The sequence below is a fragment of the Variovorax paradoxus NBRC 15149 genome, assembly GCF_001591365.1.
Taxonomy (GTDB): Bacteria; Pseudomonadota; Gammaproteobacteria; order Burkholderiales; family Burkholderiaceae_C; genus Variovorax; species Variovorax paradoxus.
In genome coordinates, this window is sequence record NZ_BCUT01000001.1 from 3132702 (window position 1) to 3152868 (window position 20167).

Annotated in this window: 19 protein-coding genes; 12 read left to right on the top strand and 7 right to left on the bottom strand. The window is 69.4% G+C overall.

All coding sequences use genetic code 11. The features are described 5' to 3' along the window. Positions 1–27: 27 nt before the first annotated feature. Genes VPA02S_RS14690 through VPA02S_RS14700 form a run of 3 tightly spaced genes read right to left on the bottom strand, consistent with a single transcriptional unit; the run spans position 28 to position 3187 of the window. Positions 28–936 (bottom strand): NAD(P)-dependent oxidoreductase, encoded by a 909-nt coding sequence (locus tag VPA02S_RS14690; RefSeq protein WP_015867576.1) that lies wholly within the window; start codon positions 934–936, stop codon positions 28–30. A gap of 43 nt (positions 937–979) precedes the next feature. Further along, on the bottom strand, positions 980–2116 hold the full coding sequence (locus tag VPA02S_RS14695) for a PilT/PilU family type 4a pilus ATPase (RefSeq protein ID WP_015867575.1): 1137 nt from the start codon (positions 2114–2116) through the stop codon (positions 980–982). A 27-nt stretch (positions 2117–2143) separates the two neighbouring features. Beyond that, positions 2144–3187 (bottom strand): type IV pilus twitching motility protein PilT, encoded by a 1044-nt coding sequence (locus VPA02S_RS14700; RefSeq protein WP_015867574.1) that lies wholly within the window; start codon positions 3185–3187, stop codon positions 2144–2146. Between the two features lie 51 nt (positions 3188–3238). Here VPA02S_RS14700 and VPA02S_RS14705 point away from each other — a divergent pair, with 51 nt between their 5' ends. Beyond that, positions 3239–3937 (top strand): YggS family pyridoxal phosphate-dependent enzyme, encoded by a 699-nt coding sequence (locus VPA02S_RS14705; protein ID WP_062364291.1) that lies wholly within the window; start codon positions 3239–3241, stop codon positions 3935–3937. 6 nt (positions 3938–3943) lie between these two features. On the opposite strand, the gene VPA02S_RS14710 is transcribed toward VPA02S_RS14705, so the two are convergent. Continuing rightward, positions 3944–4417, bottom strand: coding sequence for an Lrp/AsnC ligand binding domain-containing protein (locus VPA02S_RS14710; RefSeq protein ID WP_062364293.1), 474 nt, complete (start codon positions 4415–4417; stop codon positions 3944–3946). 88 nt (positions 4418–4505) lie between these two features. Here VPA02S_RS14710 and VPA02S_RS14715 point away from each other — a divergent pair, with 88 nt between their 5' ends. Beyond that, complete coding sequence (locus VPA02S_RS14715) at positions 4506–7487, top strand: L-glutamate gamma-semialdehyde dehydrogenase (RefSeq protein WP_062364295.1); 2982 nt, start codon at positions 4506–4508, stop codon at positions 7485–7487. A 25-nt stretch (positions 7488–7512) separates the two neighbouring features. Here the strand turns inward: VPA02S_RS14715 and VPA02S_RS14720 are convergent, their stop codons facing one another. Then, positions 7513–7974 (bottom strand): hypothetical protein, encoded by a 462-nt coding sequence (locus VPA02S_RS14720; protein WP_018906597.1) that lies wholly within the window; start codon positions 7972–7974, stop codon positions 7513–7515. A 201-nt stretch (positions 7975–8175) separates the two neighbouring features. Here VPA02S_RS14720 and VPA02S_RS14725 point away from each other — a divergent pair, with 201 nt between their 5' ends. The 5 genes from VPA02S_RS14725 to VPA02S_RS14745 all read left to right on the top strand — a co-directional run bounded on the left by VPA02S_RS14725 (position 8176) and on the right by VPA02S_RS14745 (position 12505). Next, positions 8176–9447, top strand: coding sequence for a Glu/Leu/Phe/Val family dehydrogenase (locus VPA02S_RS14725; RefSeq protein WP_015867569.1), 1272 nt, complete (start codon positions 8176–8178; stop codon positions 9445–9447). 31 nt (positions 9448–9478) lie between these two features. Further along, a complete protein-coding gene (locus tag VPA02S_RS14730) occupies positions 9479–10132 on the top strand; it encodes a nucleoside/nucleotide kinase family protein (protein WP_062364297.1) in 654 nt (217 codons plus the stop codon). Between the two features lie 83 nt (positions 10133–10215). Continuing rightward, positions 10216–10908, top strand: a complete 693-nt coding sequence (locus VPA02S_RS14735; protein WP_155736568.1) for a DUF2242 domain-containing protein — start codon at positions 10216–10218, stop codon at positions 10906–10908. Between the two features lie 50 nt (positions 10909–10958). Further along, the gene (locus tag VPA02S_RS14740) at positions 10959–11450 is read left to right on the top strand and encodes a MarR family winged helix-turn-helix transcriptional regulator (protein ID WP_018906600.1); all 492 of its coding nucleotides are present in this window, start codon (positions 10959–10961) and stop codon (positions 11448–11450) included. Between the two features lie 5 nt (positions 11451–11455). Continuing rightward, a complete protein-coding gene (locus VPA02S_RS14745) occupies positions 11456–12505 on the top strand; it encodes an FUSC family protein (protein ID WP_244883464.1) in 1050 nt (349 codons plus the stop codon). Positions 12506–12511: 6 nt separating this feature from the next. Here the strand turns inward: VPA02S_RS14745 and rocF are convergent, their stop codons facing one another. Together rocF and VPA02S_RS14755 are read right to left on the bottom strand one after the other, a co-directional pair. Beyond that, positions 12512–13435, bottom strand: coding sequence for an arginase (rocF, locus tag VPA02S_RS14750; protein ID WP_015867564.1), 924 nt, complete (start codon positions 13433–13435; stop codon positions 12512–12514). After that, entirely contained in the window at positions 13432–15525 is a 2094-nt protein-coding gene (locus tag VPA02S_RS14755; protein WP_062364301.1) for a prolyl oligopeptidase family serine peptidase, read from the bottom strand. The genes rocF and VPA02S_RS14755 overlap by 4 nt, the downstream gene beginning before the upstream one ends. A gap of 153 nt (positions 15526–15678) precedes the next feature. On the opposite strand from VPA02S_RS14755, the gene VPA02S_RS14760 reads away from it, so the two are divergent. The 5 genes from VPA02S_RS14760 (at position 15679) to VPA02S_RS14780 (ending at position 20155) form a co-directional block, all read left to right on the top strand. Further along, a complete protein-coding gene (locus VPA02S_RS14760; RefSeq protein WP_062364303.1) occupies positions 15679–17349 on the top strand; it encodes a WS/DGAT/MGAT family O-acyltransferase in 1671 nt (556 codons plus the stop codon). A gap of 136 nt (positions 17350–17485) precedes the next feature. Next, the gene (locus VPA02S_RS14765) at positions 17486–18043 is read left to right on the top strand and encodes a hypothetical protein (RefSeq protein WP_062364305.1); all 558 of its coding nucleotides are present in this window, start codon (positions 17486–17488) and stop codon (positions 18041–18043) included. A 17-nt stretch (positions 18044–18060) separates the two neighbouring features. Then, positions 18061–18606, top strand: a complete 546-nt coding sequence (locus tag VPA02S_RS14770) for a phasin family protein (protein WP_062364307.1) — start codon at positions 18061–18063, stop codon at positions 18604–18606. Positions 18607–18656: 50 nt separating this feature from the next. After that, positions 18657–19292 carry a TetR/AcrR family transcriptional regulator gene (locus VPA02S_RS14775; protein ID WP_015867559.1) on the top strand — a complete coding sequence of 212 codons (636 nt, stop codon included), beginning with the start codon at positions 18657–18659 and terminating at the stop codon, positions 19290–19292. Positions 19293–19381: 89 nt separating this feature from the next. Next, positions 19382–20155 (top strand): esterase/lipase family protein, encoded by a 774-nt coding sequence (locus tag VPA02S_RS14780; RefSeq protein ID WP_062364309.1) that lies wholly within the window; start codon positions 19382–19384, stop codon positions 20153–20155. The last annotated feature ends 12 nt before the right edge of the window (positions 20156–20167 follow it).

Consider the following 20167-nt stretch of genomic DNA (forward strand, 5'->3'; position numbering starts at 1 on the left):
GCTTCGCGCGGGCTTTGTTTTTTGTTTTTACTTGAGCCGGATGATCAGGCTCGACGTGTCCCAGCGCCGCCCGCCGGCCTGCTGCACGTCGGCGTAGAACTGGTCGACCAGCGCCGTCACGGGCACGCGCGCGCCGTTGCGCTTGGCCTCGTCGAGCACCAGGCCCAGGTCCTTGCGCATCCAGTCGACCGCAAAGCCGTAGTCGAACTTGCCGTCGATCATGGTCTTGCCGCGGTTGTCCATCTGCCAGCTCTGGGCGGCGCCCTTGCCGATCACCTCGAGCACCAGCTTCATGTCCAAGCCCGCGCGCTGGCCGAAGGCAATGGCTTCGGACAGGCCCTGCACCAGGCCCGCGATGGCGATCTGGTTCACCATCTTGGCGAGCTGGCCGGCGCCGCTCGCGCCCAGCAGCGTGACGGCGCGCGCGAAGGCCTCCATCACCGGCTTGACGCGCTCGAAGCTCGCCTTGTCGCCGCCGCACATCACGGTGAGCGCGCCGTTCTGCGCGCCGGCCTGGCCGCCGGACACCGGCGCGTCGATGAACTGCAGGCCGGCTGCCGCCGCCGCGTTCGCGAGCTCGCGCGCCACGTCGGCCGAGGCGGTGGTGTGGTCGACCAGCACGCTGCCTTTCTTCATGCCGGCAAAGGCGCCGTTCGGGCCCAGCACCACGGCGCGCAGGTCGTCGTCGTTGCCCACGCAGCTGAAGACGATGTCGGCGCCCGCGGCCGCTTCGCGCGGGGTAGCGGCGTGGCGGCCGGGCGCACCGAATTCGGCGACCCAGGCCTCGGCCTTGGCCGGCGTGCGGTTGTAGACCGTGACCTTGTGGCCGGCCTTGGCCAGGTGCCCGGCCATCGGGCCGCCCATGACGCCAAGGCCCAGGAAGGCCACCGTCTGGGAGGGAGTGGATTCGTAGGTTCGGGGATTGATGCTGCTCATGGGCGAGAGCTTAAAGCCAACGCGAAGCCCCCGTCACCTGCGTCTAAACGATCGCGAAGTGCTCGGTGCCGGCCGAGAGGTCGGTGCTGCGCGCGCGCTGGCTGTTGAGCTTGATCTGCAGCCGCAGGTCGTTGGCCGAATCGGCGTTGCGGATGGCGTCCTCGAAGGTGATCGAGTGGCTTTCGAACAGGTCGAACAGCGCCTGGTCGAAGGTCTGCATGCCGAGGTTGCGGCTTTTGCGCATGATCTCCTTGATCTCGCCCACCTCGCCCTTGAAGATCAGGTCGGAAATGAGCGGCGTGTTCAGCAGCACTTCCACCGCCGCCACGCGGCCCTGGCCGTCCTCGGTGGGCACCAGGCGCTGGGAGATCAGCGAGCGCAGGTTCAGCGACAGGTCCATCAACAGTTGCGCGCGACGCTCTTCGGGGAAGAAGTTGATGATCCGGTCCAGCGCCTGGTTGGCGCTGTTGGCGTGCAGCGTGGCCATGCACAGGTGGCCGGTCTCGGCAAAGGCCACGGCGTGCTCCATGGTCTCGCGGTCGCGGATTTCGCCCATCAGGATCACGTCGGGCGCCTGGCGCAGCGTGTTCTTGAGCGCGGCTTCCCAGCTGTCGGTGTCGATGCCCACTTCGCGCTGCGTGACCACGCAGTTCTTGTGCGGATGCACGAATTCGACCGGGTCCTCCACCGTCACGATGTGGCCGTAGGAATTTTCGTTGCGCCAGTCGATCATGGCCGCCAGCGTGGTCGACTTGCCCGAGCCCGTGGCGCCCACCAGGATGGTGAGGCCGCGCTTGGTCATCGACACGTCCTTCAGGATCTGCGGCATGCCCAGGCCGTCGATGGTCGGCAGCTTGGCCGGAATGGTCCGCAGCACCATGCCGACCTTGCCCTGCTGCACGAAGGCGTTCACGCGGAAGCGGCCGATGCCGGTCGGCGAGATCGCGAAGTTGCATTCCTTGGTGCGCTCGAACTCCGCCGTCTGGCGGTCGTTCATGACCGAGCGCGTGAGCGCCAGCGTGTGCTGCGCCCCCAGCGCCTGCTGCGACACCTTGGTGACCTTGCCGTCGACCTTGATCGCGGGCGGAAAGTCCGCGGTGATGAACAAGTCGCTGCCGTTGCGGCTCACCATGAGCTTGAGCAGGTCGTTGATGAACTGGCTGGCTTGATCGCGTTCCATGATGTGTCGGTGCTCCGAAGGGCTGGATCAGCCTGGGAAATTTTCGGGGATCTTGGCCTTGCCGCGCGCCTCGGCGGCCGAAATGGCATTGCGGCGCACGAGGTCGGTCAGGTTCTGGTCCAGCGTCTGCATGCCCGCGCCCTGGCCGGTCTGGATGGCCGAATACATCTGCGCCACCTTGGCCTCGCGGATCAGGTTGCGGATCGCCGGCGTGCCCAGCATGATCTCGTGCGCCGCCACGCGGCCCTGGCCGTCCTTGGTCTTGCACAGCGTCTGCGAGATCACGGCCTGCAAGGATTCGGACAGCATGGCGCGGATCATTTCCTTTTCCTCGCCCGGGAACACGTCGATGATCCGGTCGATGGTCTTGGCGGCCGACGAGGTGTGCAGCGTGCCGAACACCAGGTGGCCCGTTTCGGCCGCGGTCATGGCCAGGCGAATGGTTTCCAGGTCGCGCAGCTCGCCCACCAGGATGGCGTCCGGGTCTTCGCGCAGCGCCGAGCGCAGCGCGTTGGAGAACGACAGCGTCATCGGCCCGACCTCGCGCTGGTTGATCAGGCACTTTTTCGATTCGTGCACGAATTCGATCGGGTCTTCCACCGTGAGGATGTGGCCGTACTCGTTTTCGTTCAGGTAGTTGACCATCGCGGCCAGGGTGGTCGACTTGCCCGAGCCGGTGGGCCCGGTCACCAGCACCAGCCCGCGCGGCTTGAGCGCCAGTTCCGCGAAAATCTTGGGTGCGTTGAGCTGCTCCAGCGTGAGGATCTTCGAGGGAATGGTCCGGAACACCGCGGCCGCGCCGCGCGCCTGGTTGAAGGCATTCACGCGGAAGCGCGCGAGGCCGTCGATCTCGAACGAGAAGTCGACCTCCAGGAACTCTTCGTAGTGCTTGCGGTGCGTGTCGCTCATGATGTCGTACACCATGGCGTGCACCGACTTGTGGTCGAGCGCATCGACGTTGATGCGCCGCACGTCGCCGTGGACGCGGATCATCGGCGGCAGGCCGGCCGACAAGTGCAGGTCGGAGGCTTTGTTCTTGACGCTGAATGCCAGCAGCTGGGTAATGTCCACGGGGGTCCTCGGCTCGAGTTCGGTGACGTTTTGATACGATTTTGGAAGATTATGACGATGATTGGCGACGACCTCCAGCAAGTAAAGAACCGGATCGCAAAGGCCTGCGCCGAACATGGGCGCAACCCGGCCGATGTCCGGCTGCTGGCGGTGTCCAAGACCTTCGGGCCCGAGGCCGTGCGCGAGGCCCATGCGGCGGGCCAGCGGGCCTTCGGCGAGAACTACGTGCAGGAGGGGCTGGACAAGATCGCCGCGCTGTCGGACCTGCGCGCGGAGCTCGAATGGCACTGCATCGGCCCTCTGCAGAGCAACAAGACGCGGCCCGTGGCCGAGCATTTCGACTGGGTGCACGGCATCGACCGGCTCAAGATTGCCGAGCGCCTTTCGGCGCAGCGGCCGGCGCATCTGCCGCCGCTTCAGGTGTGCCTGCAGGTCAATGTGGACGGCGGCGCCAACAAGTCCGGCGTGCCGCCCGAAGAGGCGCTGCCGCTCGCGCGCGCTGTGGCGGCGTTGCCACATCTGCGGCTGCGCGGGCTCATGGCCATTCCCGAACCGGCGCCGGATTTCGCCGCGCAGCGCGAACTGTGCCTGCGCGCCCGGGCCGTGTACGACACGATCTGCGATGCGGGCATCGAACTCGACACCCTTTCGCTCGGCATGAGCGCCGACCTCGAAGCAGCCGTGAGCGCCGGCAGCACGATGGTGCGCATCGGCACGGCGATCTTCGGCGGCCGGCCCAAGCCCGCCTGAAGGGCGCTAAACGGCCAGCGGCAGCCGCGCGCTGCTCTTGATTTCTTCCATCACCGCGTAGGTGCGGGTTTCGCGCACGCCCGGCAGTTGCCACAGCACCGTGCCCGCGAACTCGCGGTAGGCCGCCATGTCGGCCATGCGGGTCTTGAGCAGATAGTCGAAGCCGCCCGCGACCATGTGGCATTCCATGATCTCGTCGCGCACCTGCACCGCGGCCTTGAATTGGTCGAACACGTTGGGCGTGGTGCGGTCGAGCAGGATCTCGACGAATACCGTGAGCCCGCGCCCGAGCTTGTGCGGATCGAGCCGCGCCTCGTAGCCCTGGATGAAACCCTCGCGCGTGAGCCGCTGCACCCGCGCCAGCACGGCGGTGGGCGAGAGCGCCACCATCTCGGCCAGCTTGAGGTTGGTGATGCGGCCGTCTTCCTGAAGAATCTTCAGCAGCCGGAGATCGATGCGATCCAGATCCAGGTCGGGCATTGGTGGATTATCCGGTTGAGCTCATATTTTTTGGCAAAAGATTCGGCCTATATCCAAAGACTATAGGGGATAGAACCAAGGAACTGCCATGCACCTGCCCATCCCTTACCGCCCTGAAGCCGATGTCGTCTCGCACCGGCTCGCCTCGCTCGAAGGCGCGCTCGACTGGCGCGCCGCGGCCGCCGCCGCCACGCCCTGGGTGGAGGCGGTGCGCCGCCATCCGCCGCCGTTCTGGGCCATGGAAAGCCTGCTGCGCGAGTACCCGATCTCCAGCGCCGAGGGCCTTGCGCTGATGCGCCTGGCCGAGGCGCTGCTTCGCGTGCCCGACGCCGCCACGGCCATCGCGCTCACGGCCGACCAATTGGGCCGGGCTGATTTCGAGGGCACGGCCGATTCCACGCTGTCGCGGCTGTCGTCCGCCGCCATCGCGATGTCGAAGAAATTCCTGCCCGAAGGCGACCATCCGCCCGGCCTCATGGCCAAGCTCGGCTCCCGCACGGTGGTGGCCGCCACGCTGCGCGCGGTGCAATTGCTGGGGCGCCAGTTCGTGCTCGGACAGACCATCGTCGAAGCCATGGACGAGGCCCGCTCGGCGCATCGCCGGCAGGGCGCGCTGCGCTTCAGCTACGACATGCTCGGCGAAGGCGCGCGCACCGACGCCGATGCGCTGCGCTACCTCGAGAGCTACACGCAGGCCATCGGCGCCATTGCGGCCGGTGCCGATGCGGCGCGCGGGCCCGAGCACAACGACGGCATCTCCATCAAGCTCAGCGCGCTGCATCCGCGCTACGAGGACGCGCAGCGCGAGCGCGTGATGCGCGAGCTGGTGCCGCGCGTGTGGCAGCTGTGCGAGCTGGCGGCCGATGCCGGCCTCAACCTCACCATCGACGCCGAAGAAGTGGACCGGCTCGAGCTGTCGCTCGACGTGTTCGAGGCGCTGGCCGCGCGCGTGGCCGCCGAACGGCCGCAATGGCGCGGCTTCGGCTTGGCGCTGCAGGCCTACCAGACGCGCGCGCTCGAATTGATTGCGCACGTCACGGCGGTGGCGCGCCGGCACAAGCTGCGGCTGATGTGCCGCCTCGTGAAGGGCGCCTACTGGGACGCCGAGATCAAGCGGGCCCAGGAACTCGGCCTGCCGCACTACCCGGTCTTCACGCACAAGCACCACAGCGACGTGAGCTACCTGGCTTGCGCGCGTGCGCTGCTGTCGGCGCCCGATGCGGTCTATCCGCAGTTCGCCACCCACAACGCGGGCACCATCGCCGCCATCCTGCAGATGGCCGAGGCGGCCGGCGCGCCCTTCGAGCTGCAGCGTCTGCATGGCATGGGCGAGGGCGTCTACCGCGAAGTGATGAAGAGCACCACAGCGCCGGTGCGCGTGTACGCCCCGGTGGGCCAGCACAAGGACCTGCTCGCCTACCTCGTGCGGCGCCTCTTGGAAAACGGCGCCAACTCGTCCTTCGTGAACCAGCTCGGCGACGAGCAGGTGGACATCGGCGAGCTGCTGATGTCGCCGCTCTGGCTCGAGGAGGCGAACCCCGCCCTGCCGCTGCCGCCCGCGCTCTACGGCCCGCCGCCGGCGCGGCGCAACAGCAAAGGCATCGACCTTGCCGTCGAGCCGATGCGCGCGCCGCTGCTGGCCGCGCTGGAGACCACGGCGGTGCCGCATGTCGAATTGTTCGATGCCGCCAGCGCGCCCAAGGCCGTGGCCGCCAGCGCTGCCGCTTTCCGCAGCTGGCGCAAGACGCCGGTCGAGGCGCGCGCCGCCATGCTGCGCGAGGCCGCCGACGCGCTGCAACGCGAGCTGCCGCGCTTCTGCGCGCTGCTGGTCAAGGAGGCCTTCAAGACCTGGGGCGACGCGGTGGCCGAAGTGCGCGAGGCTGTCGACTTCCTGCGCTACTACGCCGACGAGGCCGAACGCATCATGCAGCCGGTGGCGCTGCCCGGCCCGACGGGCGAGAGCAACGAACTGCGGCTCACGGCGCGCGGCCCCTGGGTGTGCATCAGCCCGTGGAATTTTCCGCTCGCGATCTTCGCGGGCCAGGTGGCGGCGGCGCTCGCCACCGGCAACACGGTGCTCGCCAAGCCGGCCGAGCAGACGCCGGCCATCGCGCTCGAAGCCGTGAAGCTGCTGCACGCCGCGGGCGTGCCGGCCGATGCGCTGCAGCTGCTGCATGGCCCCGGCGAAACCGTGGGCGCCGCGCTGGTGGCGGCGCCGGGCGTGGCGGGCGTGGTGTTCACCGGTTCGACCCAGGTGGCGCGCATCATCCACCGTGCGCTTGCGGCCAAGGACGGCCCGATCGTGCCGCTGATCGCCGAGACCGGCGGCATCAACGCGATGCTGGTCGATTCGAGCGCGCTGCCCGAGCAGGTGGTCGACGCCGTGGTGCAGAGCGCATTCCGCTCGGCCGGCCAGCGCTGCTCGGCCTTGCGCCTGCTGGTGCTGCACGAGGGCATTGCCGATGCGGTGATCGAGATGATCCGCGGCGCGGCCGGGGAGCTGGCCGCCGGCGACCCGGCGCTGCTTTCGACCGACGTGGGGCCGGTGATCGACGGCGAGGCGGCCGACAACATCCGGCGCCACCTGAAGCGGCTGGATTCGGAAGCGAAGCGGCTGCTCGCGCCGGCTTCTTCTTCTTCTACTTCAACCGAGGGCAACCTGATCGCGCCGCAGGCCTACGAGGTGCCCTCGATCGACAGCGTGACCAGCGAGATCTTCGGGCCGGTGCTGCAGATCGCGCGCTGGGGCTCGGGCGCGCTGCGCGATCCCGCCGAGGTGATCGATCGCATCAACGCGCTCGGCTACGGCCTCACGCTCGGCATCCAGACCCGCATCGACTCGCGTGCGCAGGCACTCGCGGCGCGGGCGCACGTGGGCAACATCTACGTGAACCGCAACATCATCGGCGCGGTGGTCGGCGTGCAGCCCTTCGGCGGCGAGGGGCTGAGCGGCACCGGACCCAAGGCCGGCGGGCCGCACTACCTTTACCGCTTCTGTGCCGAGCAGACGGTCACGGTCAACACCACGGCGGCCGGCGGCAACGCGGCGCTGCTGAGCGCGGTGGCCTGAGGGGCAGGGGCCCGTTCGTCTTCTTTCAACGCAGGGAATGGCCGTCTTCTTCCGCGCGTGCGGACGATGACCGGCTGTTGAACTGGTCGATCAGCGCGCCGTAGGCCGGGCTGGTGCGCAGCCGCGCATATTCGGCGGCCGCCTGCCGGTAGGCGGGGCTCGACGGATCGGCACCCGCTTCGCCGTGCTGCCGCGCGGCCAGGCCCGAGCGGATCCACAGCTGCGTGTCCGCCGCCACGGCCGCGCGGCTGTTGGCCGACACCCGCGGCTCGGGCTGCGGCGAGCCTTCGGCATAGCCTTGCGTGGGCGCGCCCGCGAACCACTGCCGCGCGTCGGCCGAGACGGCGGCGCGCGTGGTGGAGGAGGCGAACGGCACGGGCCGCGGATCGCCCTCCGCATAGTTGCCGGCAAGGCTCGGCGCGGCGGCCAGGCCCAGCAGCGACGAGACGGCGGCCGTGGCCAGGAGGCGGGTGCAAGAGCGGGTCATGGAATCGGTCCTTTCGATCGGTGGTTGGCAGCCCCCACTCTAGGAACCGCAGTTCGGCGGCCGATGACCCGGCGATGACCGTTTTGTCATGCTCGGCCAAACCTCTCTTGCATAACCGCCATCGCGGCGCGCATAAGACATGGCGCGGCGGGCGCGAGAGGTCTATCGTTGCGGCCATCCATTCCAACCAAGGGATCTCCCATGAGTGAAAAGCTCTCCTTCGTCAATCCGACCGCCAACAGCCCCTGGGGCACCTACCTTTCGCAGGTCGACCGCGTGGTGCCGTACCTCGGCCCGCTGGCCCGCTGGGTCGAGACGCTCAAGCGCCCCAAGCGCGCGCTGATCGTGGACGTGCCGATCGAGATGGACGACGGCACCATCGCCCACTTCGAGGGCTACCGCGTGCAGCACAACATGAGCCGCGGCCCGGGCAAGGGCGGCGTGCGCTTCCACCCCGACGTCACGCTGGAAGAAGTGATGGCGCTGTCGGCCTGGATGACCATCAAGACCGCCGCCGTCAACCTGCCGTACGGCGGCGCCAAGGGCGGCATCCGCGTCGACCCGAAGAAGCTTTCGCTGCAGGAGCTGGAGAAGGTCACGCGCCGCTACACCAGCGAGATCGGCATCATCATCGGCCCGCACACCGACATTCCCGCGCCCGACGTCAACACCAACGCCCAGATCATGGCGTGGATGATGGACACCTACTCGATGAACGTCGGCGGCACCGCCACCGGCGTGGTCACGGGCAAGCCGCTGCACCTGGGCGGCTCGCTGGGCCGCGTCAAGGCCACCGGGCGCGGCGTGTTCGTCACCGGCCGCGAAGCGGCGCGCCGCCTGGGGCTGGACCTGCGCGGCGCGCGCATCGCGGTGCAGGGCTTCGGCAACGTGGGCTCGGTCGCGGCCGAACTCTTTGCCGAGGCGGGTGCCAAGATCGTCGCGGTGCAGGACCACACCGGCACCATCGTCAACAGCAACGGCCTCGACCTTGCGACGCTGATCCCGGTGGCCAACAAGGAAGGCGTCGTCGCCTTCAAGGGCGGCGACGTGGTGCCCAACGAAGCCTTCTGGGACGTGGCCTGCGACATCCTGATTCCCGCGGCGCTCGAAGGCCAGATCACCGCCGAACGCGCGCAGAAGACCAGCGCCAAGCTGGTGCTCGAAGGCGCCAACGGCCCCACGGTGCCCACGGCCGACGACATCCTGGCCGAGCGCGGCGTGCTGGTGGTGCCCGACGTGATCTGCAACGCCGGCGGCGTGACGGTCTCGTACTTCGAATGGGTGCAGGACTTTTCGTCCTTCTTCTGGGACGAGGACGAGATCAACGTGCGCCTGGACCGCATCATGATGAAGGCGCTCAACCAGATCTGGGACACGGCCGACAGGCACAAGATCACGCTGCGCACGGCGACCTACGCGGTGGCCTGCGAGCGCATCCTGATGGCCCGTCAAGAGCGCGGCCTGTACCCCTGATCCGCTGAAGCCAAGGTTGTACGCTCGGGGGATGAGCATCTCTCCCGAGCAACAACTTCCGTCCATTCCCGAAGACGCCCTCGCGCGCCTGCAGGCCCTGATGGCCGACGGGCGGCGCAAGCTGCTGGGGCTCGTCGGTGCGCCCGGCGCGGGCAAGTCCACGCTCGCGCTGGCGCTGCTGCGGGCCGTGGGCGCCGGGCGCGCGCAGGTCGTGCCGATGGACGGCTTCCACCTGGCCAACGTCGAGCTGCAGCGGCTCGGCCGCGCCGGCCGCAAGGGCGCCCCCGACACCTTCGACAGCGCCGGCTACGTGGCGCTGCTGCAGCGGCTGCGCGAGCAGGGCCCGGACGACCCGATCGTCTATGCGCCCGAATTCCGCCGCGAGATCGAGGAGCCGATCGCCGGCGCCATCGCGGTGCTGCCTTCGACGCAACTGATCATCACCGAAGGCAACTATCTTCTGCACGACGACGGCCCCTGGGCCGGCGCGGCGGCCATGCTCGACGAGGCCTGGTACGTCGACATCGACGACGCCGTGCGCGAGGAGCGTTTGCTGAAGCGCCACCAGCAGTTCGGCCGCAGCGCCGAGGCCGCGCGCGACTGGGTGGCCGGCACCGATGCACCCAACGCGCGCCTGATTGCCGCCACGCGCGGGCGGGCGCACCACGTGTTGCACTGGTCCTGAAAATTCGCGCCGCCGGGGAACACCGGCGCCCGGGCATGCTCGAAGCTTCGCCGGCGGACACGCCGGTTAGGATTCGCCGCTCCATGACCATGCCTCCCCTTTCCACTTCGGTTCTTTCCGTCCTTCGCACGCCCGTTCTGGTCCTCGGCCTCGCGTCCCTGCTGGTGCTCGCCGGCTGCGGCAGCAATGGCGGCACGCGCCGCGTGTCGTACGAGACCGAGGAGTTCGACTCCACCACCACCCACACGCGCACCTACGCCGCCACCGAAGCCCAGACCTGCGAAGCCGCGCGCCGTGCGCTGCTGAGCCAGGGCTACATGATCAGCGCGGCCAACGCCGACCTGGTGACCGGGCGCAAGAGCTTCCAGCCGGCGTCCGAGGTGCATGTGGAGGTCGAGTTCCGCGTGGTGTGCGCACGCGAGGGCGGCAAGGCCGGCAAGCGCAGCACCGTGGCCTTCGCGACCGCGCTGCAGGACCGCTACGGCATCAAGAAGGTCAACAACTCGGCCAGCGTGGGCGTGGGCGCCTTCGGCTCGCTCTCGCTGCCCTTTGCCGGCAGCGACGACGCGATGGTCAAGGTGGCCAGCGAAACGCTCACCGACGAGCTGTTCTACGACCGCTTCTTCGCGCTGCTCGACCGTTTTCTCGAAGGCCAGGGCGGCGAAGAGCCCGACGTGCCGAGCGTGGCGCCCGAGGCGCCGCGGCCCGCCGCGCCGCTGAACCCTGCGGCGCCGGCCACCACCTTTCCCGTGAAGCCGGTGCCGAATCCGGGCTGAGCGTCCTGCGGCCGCCGCGCCAGATAGCAAGATGCGTCTTACAATCTGGCATGGCTTCCAACCTCGACTCCGCCGACGCGCTGCAGTGCGCCGCGCGCCTGCGCACCGCGGTGTCGCAGTTCTCGCGCCAGCTGCGCAGCGGCCCGGCCGCGCCCGACGGCCCGAGCGTGGCCAAGCTCAGCGTGCTGGGCCAGCTGCACCGGCACGGGCCGTGCACGCCCACCGCGCTCGCGGCGCATGAACGCGTCAAGCTCCAATCGCTGACCCGGCTGCTGGCCGAACTGGAAGCCGAGGGCTGGATCGGCCGCGCGCCGCATGCCACCGACGGGCGCCAGTGGCTGCTGTCGCTCACGCCCGAGGGCCTGCGCCGGCTCAAGGCGCTGATGCGCTCGCGCGAGGCCGCCCTGGCCCGCGCCATCGGCGCCACACTGGGCGCCGAACAGCGCGCGCTGCTGTTGCAGGCCTGCGGGCTGCTCGACCGCATCGCCGGCGCACTCGAAGAGGGCGGCGAGTCCTCGACGGGCGCGGCGCGGCCGCGATGATGCCGATGGCACCGGCCCTGCAGCGCATCGGCGGCTTCTGGCGCGAGGGCCGCTGGCGCGCGGGCGCGCAGCTGGCGGCCGCGGTGGCGCTGGCATGGTTGGTGGCCGTGGCGATGCGGCTGCCCGAGAGCTTCTGGGCCGTGATGAGCGTGCTGATCGTCATGCGGCCGAGCGCCGGCGGCACGCTCGGCGCGGGCTGGGAGCGCCTGCGCGGCACGGCCGCCGGCGCGCTCTGCGGACTCGCGGGGGTCTACCTGCAGCACCGGGGCGCGCCGGTGCTCGCGACCACGCTGGCCACCGTGATGCTGCTGGCCTTTGCCGGCGCCGCGCTGCCGGGTTTTCGCAGCGCGCCGGTGGCCGCGCTGCTCATTCTTTCGGCCGGCGCCATCCCCGGCCACTCGGCGCTCGACGTGGCGCTGCTGCGCATGCTGCAAATCGGCATCGGGGTGGGCGTGGCGCTGGCGGTGGCGCTCGTCGCGTCGGAGTACCGCGCGGGTCCGCGCTTCGATGCGGGTTGTGCCGCGTTGCTGCGCGGCATGGCGAAGCGCCTGGCCACGCTGGCCGCACTCGGCCCGGGCGACGCTGCCGGGCTGCCTGCCGAGTCCGAGGCCGAGCGTGCCAATGCCGCCGCGCGCGCGGCGCTCGCCCGGCTGGCGCTGCTCGCGGGCAGTGCCGACCTGGAAGCCCGCTGGTGGCGCCGCGGCGCTGCCGTGCCGGCGGCGCAGTCCTGCCGCAGCAAGGCGCGGCTCGCGGCGCGGATCTTCCAGGACGCCACCGTGCTCGAACGCATGCTGCGCCGCATGCCGGCTGGCGGCGCAGCGTGGCAGGACACCGCCCGGGCCGCGGCCGCCGCGCTCGCCGCCATGGCCGATGCGCTCGATGGCCAGGGCGTGCCTGATCTTGCCAAGCTTGCGCAGCTCGCACGCCGGCATGAGTCGCCGGGCGCCTCGTCCGCCTTGCTGCTGCTGGCGGCACCGGTGTGCCTGCTGCTCGAAGACCTGCAGCGCATGCAGCGCTGTGTGGCGGCAGCGGCATCCGCGGCATCCGCGGCCTGAAACCGCTCAGCGCACCAGCGTCGACTTTCCGAACAGGCTCTCGATCAGCTCCACCGCCACTTCGGCGGTCTGGTTGCGCACGTCGAGCGCGGGGTTCAGCTCCACCACGTCGACCGAGCCGAGGCGGCGGGTGTCGGCGACCATTTCCATGCACAGCTGCATCTCGCGGTAGGTCGGGCCGCCGCGCACGCCGGTGCCCACGCCGGGCGCGATGTTCGGGTCGAGGCAATCCAGGTCGAAGCTCACGTGCAGGTGGGTGTCTTCGTCCACGTCCTGCAGCGCCTCGGTCATGGTGGTGCGCATGCCGTGCTCGTCGATGTGGCGCATGTCGAACACATGCAGGCCGAGTGTGCGGATGGCGTCCTTCTCGTCCGCGTCGACGCTGCGGATGCCGATGAAGCGGATGGCATCGTGCTCCAGCGCCGCGCGCTCGCCGCTCCAGCCGGTGAGCGCCGCGGGCCCGTGGCCCAGCAGGCAGGACACGGGCATGCCGTGCAGGTTGCCGCTCGGGCTGGTGGTTTCGGTGTTGACGTCGGAGTGCGCATCGAGCCACAGCACGCGCAGCTTCTTGCCGCGCTTGCGCACATGCCAGGCCACGGCGCTGATCGAGCCGATGGCCAGGCAGTGGTCGCCGCCCATCATGAGCGGCACGTGGCCGGTGCCCAGGGCGGTGTCGACGGCGGCGTAGACGGAGCGGTTCCAGGCAATCACCTCGTCGAGGTGGCGCAGGCCGTTGGCCGGCGCGGTCCACGGCGTGGCGGGGCCCGCGAGGTTGCCGCGGTCGATCACGGTGAAGCCCTGCCGCGCGAGCGCCTCCGGCAGCCCGGCCACGCGCAGCGCATCGGGGCCCATGCCGGCGCCGCGCACGCTGGCGCCGACGTCGGTGGGCGCGCCGATCAGTTCGAGGGTGGTGCCGTTGTCGTTGCTCATGCGGATGTCCGTCCGATGTGCTCCCACAGGTAGGCGTAGCCCAGGGCGTCCATGAAGGCGGCCTCCTTGTTGTCGGTGGCCGCGCTGTGGCCGCCTTCGATGTTCTCGTAGAAGCTGCTGTCGTAGCCCATGGCGGCCAGCTTCGCATGCATCTTGCGCGCATGCACCGGGCCCACGCGGTCGTCGCGCGTCGACGTGGTGAAGAGCGCCGGCGGATAGGGCTGGCCTTTCTTCGCGTTCTCGTAGGGCGAGAAGGCCTGGATCCAGGCCCATTCTTCCGGATCGTCCGGGTCGCCGTATTCGGCAATCCACGAGGCGCCGGCCGACAGATGCGTGTAGCGCTTCATGTCGAGCAGCGCCACCTCGCTCACGATGGCGCCGTAGAGCGTGGGATACAGCGTGAGCATGTTGCCCATCAGCAGCCCGCCGTTGCTGCCGCCCATGGCGCCCAGGTGCGGCGGCGAAGTGATGTTGCGCGCGACGAGGTGCTCCGAAACCGCGGCGAAGTCCTCGCAGGTGCGCAGGCGGTCGCGCTGCAGCGCGGCCTGGTGCCAGCGCGGCCCGTACTCGCCGCCGCCGCGGATGTTGGCCACCACGTAGACGCCGCCCCGCTCGAGCCATGCGCGGCCGATGGCGCCGCTGTAGCTGGGCTGCAGCGAGATCTCGAAGCCGCCGTAGGCGTACTGCAGCGTGGGGTTCCTGCCGTCGGCCTGCAGGTTCCTGGGCGCAATCTCGAAGTAGGGCACGCGCGTGCCGTCCTTCGAGGTGGCGAAATGCTGGCTCACGCGGTAGCCGGAGGCATCGAAGAAGGCGGGGCTGTCCTTCAGCGGCTCGGGCTCGCCCCGGCCGATGGTGCCGATGTAGAGCGTGGTCGGCTGCAGGAAGCCGCTCACGGTCAGGAAGTAGTCGTCGTTCTCGTCCTCGTCGACACCCCCGGCCGCAATGGTCGAGAGCTCGGGCGCGCCGCCCAGGCCCTCGCGCTTCCATGCCTTGGAGCTGGCCCCTGGCGTGAGCACTTCGAGCCGGTTCACCACGTCGTGCATCACGTTGAGGATCAGGTGGTGGCGGGTCCACGAATAGTCGTCGAGCGCGGTCGTGTCGTCGGGCTCGAACAGCACGGTGATCTCGCGCCGGCCGGCCATGTAGTCGTCGAAGCGCATTGCCAGCAGCGAGCCCGGCTTGTAGGTGGTGCCGCCCACGGTCCAGGGGCTGCGCGGCTCGACCAGCATCCACTCGCGCGTGACCTCGGTGCTGGCGTCGTCGGGCACGTCGATCTTCACCAGCCGGCCGTCGCCCGTGCGCAGCCAGGTCTCGCTGTCGTAGAAGTCCATCTGGCGCGAGACGAAGTCGCGCTCGAAGCCCGGCGTGTTGTCGCGCCAGGCGCTGACCGTCATGTCGTCCTCGCCGCCCTCGTAGACCGTGGCCGCGCTTTCCAGCGGCGTGCCGCGCTTCCATTCCTTGACGATGCGCGGGTAGCTCGAACTGGTCATAGAGCCGGGGCCGAAGTCGGTGGCCACGTAGAGGTGGTCGATGTCTTTCCACGCCACGTTGCTCTTGGCCTCGGGCAGCGTGAAGCCGCTTGCGACGAACTGCTTGAGCTCGAGGTCGAACTCGCGCACGACGTTCGCATCGGCGCCGCCGCGCGAGAGCGAGACGAGGCAGCGCTTGTAGCCGGGCTGCAGGCAATCGGCGCCGTGCCAGACCCAGTTTTCCTTGTCGGCCTCGGCCAGCGCGTCGAGGTCGAGCACGGTTTCCCATTCCGGCTGGGGCTTGCGGTATTCGGCCAGCGTGGTGCGCCGCCACAGGCCCTTGGGGTTCTTCTTGTCGCGCCAGAAGTTGTAGAAGAGCGGGCCGATCTTGCGCACCATCGGAATGCGGGCCTCGGAGTCGAGCACTTCGAGGATGCCCTGCTCCATCCGCTCGAAGGCGGGCGACAGCGCGTAGCGCCGCACGGTCTTCGCGTTGTGCTGGCGCGCCCATTCGAGCTGTTCGGCGCCGTCGATGTCTTCGAGCCACTGGTGCTCGTCGGTCTGCGTGGAAGCGGTGGATGTCATGGGCGCAGTGTACGAATCCGCCGTGAAGAAAGGCATGCCTGCCGTCAGGGTCGGCCGAAGCTACTGAATTCATAGCGCACCGCGCGCCGGCCTAGTGACAAACCCGCGTTCGGCGGTTTGGCCTCGATGCGCGGGGCTCCCACGGGTATCCTGCCGGACGGCGCCTGCGCACACAAGGAGACACGACACATGAAACACCTGAGCGGTCTTGATGCCACCTTCCTGCACCTGGAAACCCCCGAGATGCCGATGCACGTGGGTTCGCTCAACGTGCTCGACCTGCCCAAGGGCTACAAGGGCGATTTCTACGAGGATGCCAAGCAGTTCATGGCCAGCCGCATCCACCTGGCCGACGTGTTCACGCGCAAGCTCGCACTGATGCCCTTCGACATGACCAACCCGGTGTGGGTGGCCGACGAGGACATCGACCTCGACTACCACGTGCGCCACATCACGCTGCCCAGGCCCGGCACCAACCGCCAGCTGCAGCAGTACGTGGCGCGGCTGCATTCCACCTTGCTCGACCGCAGCCGCCCGATGTGGGAGTTCTTCATCATCGACGGCCTGAAGAGCGGCCAGGTGGCGCTCTACACCAAGGTGCACCATGCGGGCATCGACGGCCAGGCCGGCGTGGCGCTCGGCAAGGCCATCTTCGACCTCGAGCCCACGGGCCGCGTGGTCAAGCCGCCGCGCGCCCGCGCGCGCAGCAGCGGCTACCAGCTGGGCATGGCCGAGCTTGCGACCGCGGCGCTGCGCAACACGGCGCAGCAGTACGTCAAGCTGTTCAAGATGGCGCCGGCCATCGCGCGCGCGCTCGGCGGCCTCGCCAAGCCCGACGAGAAGGCGGCCGAGAAGGACGCCGCCACCGCGCCCAAGAAGTTCAACCTGTTTGCGCCGCGCACCTCGCTGAACGTGTCGATCACCAACCAGCGCACCTTTGCCGGCCGCACCATCTCGCTGGCCGAGACCAAGCACATCGCCAGGCACTTCGGCGTGTCGCTCAACGACGTGGTGATGGCCACCGTGGCCGGCGCGCTGCGCCACTACCTGGCCGACAACAACGAGCTGCCCGCCAAGCCGCTGGTGGCCGGCGTGCCCGTGAGCCTGCGCGAAGCGGGCGACGACACGGCCAACAACCAGGCCAGCATGATCCTCGTGAGCCTGGCCACCGACATCACCGACCCGGTGCAGCGGCTGAAGGCGATCAATGCGTCGTCGACCAGCTCGAAGTCGACCATGAACCGCTTCAAGGCGGTGATCCTCGACGACTTCCCGACCTTTGCCGCGCCCTGGCTGGTGTCGGGCATCGCCTCGATGGTGGGCCGCTCGGGCCTCGTGAACCTGCTGCCGCCGGCCGCCAACGTGGCCATCTCCAACGTGGCGGGCGCGCCGTTCCCGATGTACTTTGCGGGCGCGCTGGTCACCAGCTACTACCCGGTGTCGATCGCGAGCCACGGCACGGCCCTCAATGTCACGGTGCAGAGCTACAACGGACGCATGGACTACGGCCTCATCGCCTGCCGCCGCGCGGTGCCCGACATCACCGAGATCGGCGACTACATGCTGGCCGAGCACCAGCTGCTGCTGGGCCTGACGCAGACGCACCCGGCAGCGGCGGGCGCGGCGCCCGCGAAGACAGCGGCGGCTCCCGAGCCGGCACCCGCCGTGAAGGCGGCGCCGAGGCCGGTTGCAAAAAAGGCGGCGGCGAAGAAGCCGCCGGCAGCCAAAGCCGCCGCGGCCAAGGCGCCGGCCGCCAAGACCGCCGCCAGGAAGGCACCGGCCAAGGCGGCCGCACCCAAGGCCGCGCCGCGCAAGCCCGCGGCGCCCGCCAAACGCGCCAGGGTGGCCACTGCGGCATGATCGCCAGGCACGAGGGCCGGAAAATTGGGGCAGTTGGACTAGTTTTCCGACTGTTCTAGCTTTCCAGGCCTAGGCACTCTGGAAGAAGATCACTTCATCGCGAATCCAGCGACCGATCAACTTCCAGGAAATCCACATGACCACCACGCAAGCCTCCTTCTCTTCCGCCGCCATCCACGTCATCGGCCAGTACAACGACGCCGGCAAGACCCTGGTGGGTGCCTACCGCGCCGGCGTCCATCGCCTGCTCGGCGGCGCCGCGTCGCGCTACAGCGAATTCCTCGGCAGCCGCCAGATTCCGCTGGTGAGCGAGCAGGTCAAGGCCAACCTGATCGGCGCGCAGGAAAAGATCAACGGCTTCCTGGCCAACCGCCTGGACATCGACACCGGCCGCATCGTCTCGGTGATGGACCGCGTCGCCGCGGGCACCACGAGCGGCATCGAAACCGTGGCCGGCCGCGTGGCGCGCGTCGAGTCGCCCGTCGTCACCTCGGTGGTCAAGACGCTGAATGCGCTGAACCAGCCGATCGCCAACGTGTCGGTGCAGATCGCCGACAAGGTCGCTGCCGGTGCCAGGCAGATCGAAGTGCGCGTGAGCGGCACCGAAGAAGCCAAGCCCGTGCGCAGCGTGAAGGCCAAGGCCGCCGCTGCCAAGAAGCCGGTTCGCCGCACCGCCGCCCGCAAGGCGGCCTGACCCTGGAGCAACAACGCATGGCGACCCGCCCCGATCCGACGGACGATTCCAGGAAGAAGAGGGCGGCGCCTGCGAAGCCTGCAAGAAAAACTCCTGCGGCCAGGAAGGCGCCCGCAGCCGGGAAGAGGGCTGCGGCACCGAAGAAAAGAACGGCCGCTGCCGCACCGGACACCGCGCCGGGCAAGAAGGCCGTCGGCGCCGAGGGCCTGCTGCGCGCCGGCCTCAAGGTGCTCGGCAATGTGCGCGACGACGTCGCCAAGCGCCAGGCCAACGTGATCGAAGGGCTGCTGGGCATCGGCCAGGCCAGGTTCGATCCGGCAGCGGCTGCCAAGGCTGCAGTCCCTCGCGGCTTTCCGGGCCTCGACAGCTTCGGCCTGCGCAAGTTCGAAGACGTGTTCGACCAGCGCGTGGCCACCGCGCTGCAGCGCCTGGGCATGCCCAGCGCGCAAGAGGTGCAGGCGCTGCGCGAAGAAGTCATTCGCCTGCGTGAACGCCTCGCGCAACTCGAGCCAAAGCAACTCGAGCCCAGGAACGCCGGCCCGCGCGGCAGCGGCAAGCGCTGAGCGCCGGCAGCCCGGCGAAGCACCGACGCACGCAGCAGCACCAGCCGGTTGTGGCCAGTTCCAACACCACGCGCGACCGCATCCTGCAGGCCAGCCTCGCGCTGTTCAATGCGCAGGGCCTGGCGGCGGTGTCCACGCACAAGATCGCGGCCGAGCTCGGCATCAGCCCGGGCAACCTGCACTACCACTTCAAGGCCAAGCAGCTGATCGTCGAATGGCTGTTCCGGCGCTTCGAGCAGCGGCTCGAAGTGCTCGACGGCTCCGCGGGCTCGATCACCGCCATCGACGACCTCTGGCTCGCGCTGCACCTGCGCTTCGAGGCCATCGACCAGTACCGCTTCATCTACCGCGACATGGCCTTCCTGGCCGGCGAATACCCCGCGCTCGGCCAGCGCGCGCAGGCGCTCACCGCGCAGAACCTGCTGGCGGCCCAGGCGCTGTGCGAAGGGCTGGTGGCCTCGGGCGTGATCGAGACCAGCGCCGAGCAGGCCCGCATCCTCGCCCTGCAGATGGTCTTCACCACCACCTGCTGGCTCTCGTTCGAACGCCTGGTGCCGGGGCGCGACGCGCTCGCGCAGGCCGACCCGGGATTGGCGGCCTTCTACACGCTCACCCTGATTTCCCCGTATGTTTCCAGCGAATCGAGGGCTTACCTTGATTACCTGCGGGGCAAATACCTCGGATAAAGATCGCTGTTGTCCGACGCGGCGGTGAAACTTTGGTTCGCCATGCTCGTCCCACCCAGCAACCAGGCACAGAAAGGAAAGCCGCCCTCATGACCACCGCCACCCGAGACCCCATCGCGCCGCCGTCCGGCCTGCTGCTGCTGGCCGAGGCGCGCGCACTCTGGGAAACGGGCGCCGGCATCGCGATGTGGCCGCTGCTGCAGCTCGCGCCGCGCGGCGACGGGCATCCGGTGCTCGTGCTGCCCGGCCTCGTGGCGGGCGACGGCTCCACGCTGGTGCTGCGCCGCTACCTGTGCAGCCGCGGCTACGACGCGCACGGCTGGGGCCAGGGCCGCAACTTCGGTCCGCGCGAAGGCGTGGAAGACGGCATGCTCGCGCTGCTGAAATCCCTCGCCGAAAAGAGCGGCCGGAAGGTCAGCGTGATCGGCTGGAGCCTGGGCGGCGTCTATGCGCGGCTGCTGGCATCGGCGCAGCCGGCGCTGGTGCGCAACGTCATCACCCTGGGCAGCCCGTTCTCCGGCAGCCCGCGCGCCACCAATGCATGGCGCGTGTACGAGGGCGTGAGCGGCCAGAGCTCGCACGACCCGCGCCGCATGAAGTTCGTGCAGCCCACGCCGCCGGTGCCCACGACCTCGATCTTCAGCCGCACCGACGGCGTCGTCGCCTGGCGCTGCAGCCTCGAGAAGCCGGGGCCGCAGGCGGAAAACATCGAGGTGGTGGCGAGCCACCTGGGGCTGGGCGCGCATCCGGCGGTGCTCTATGCGCTGGCCGACCGGCTGGCGCAGCCGGAGGGCGAGTGGAAGCCCTTCAACCGCGGCCTGCTCGGGCCGCTGGTCTATCCCGATCCGAGCCGCAAGGCCTGACTGAACTGCGGC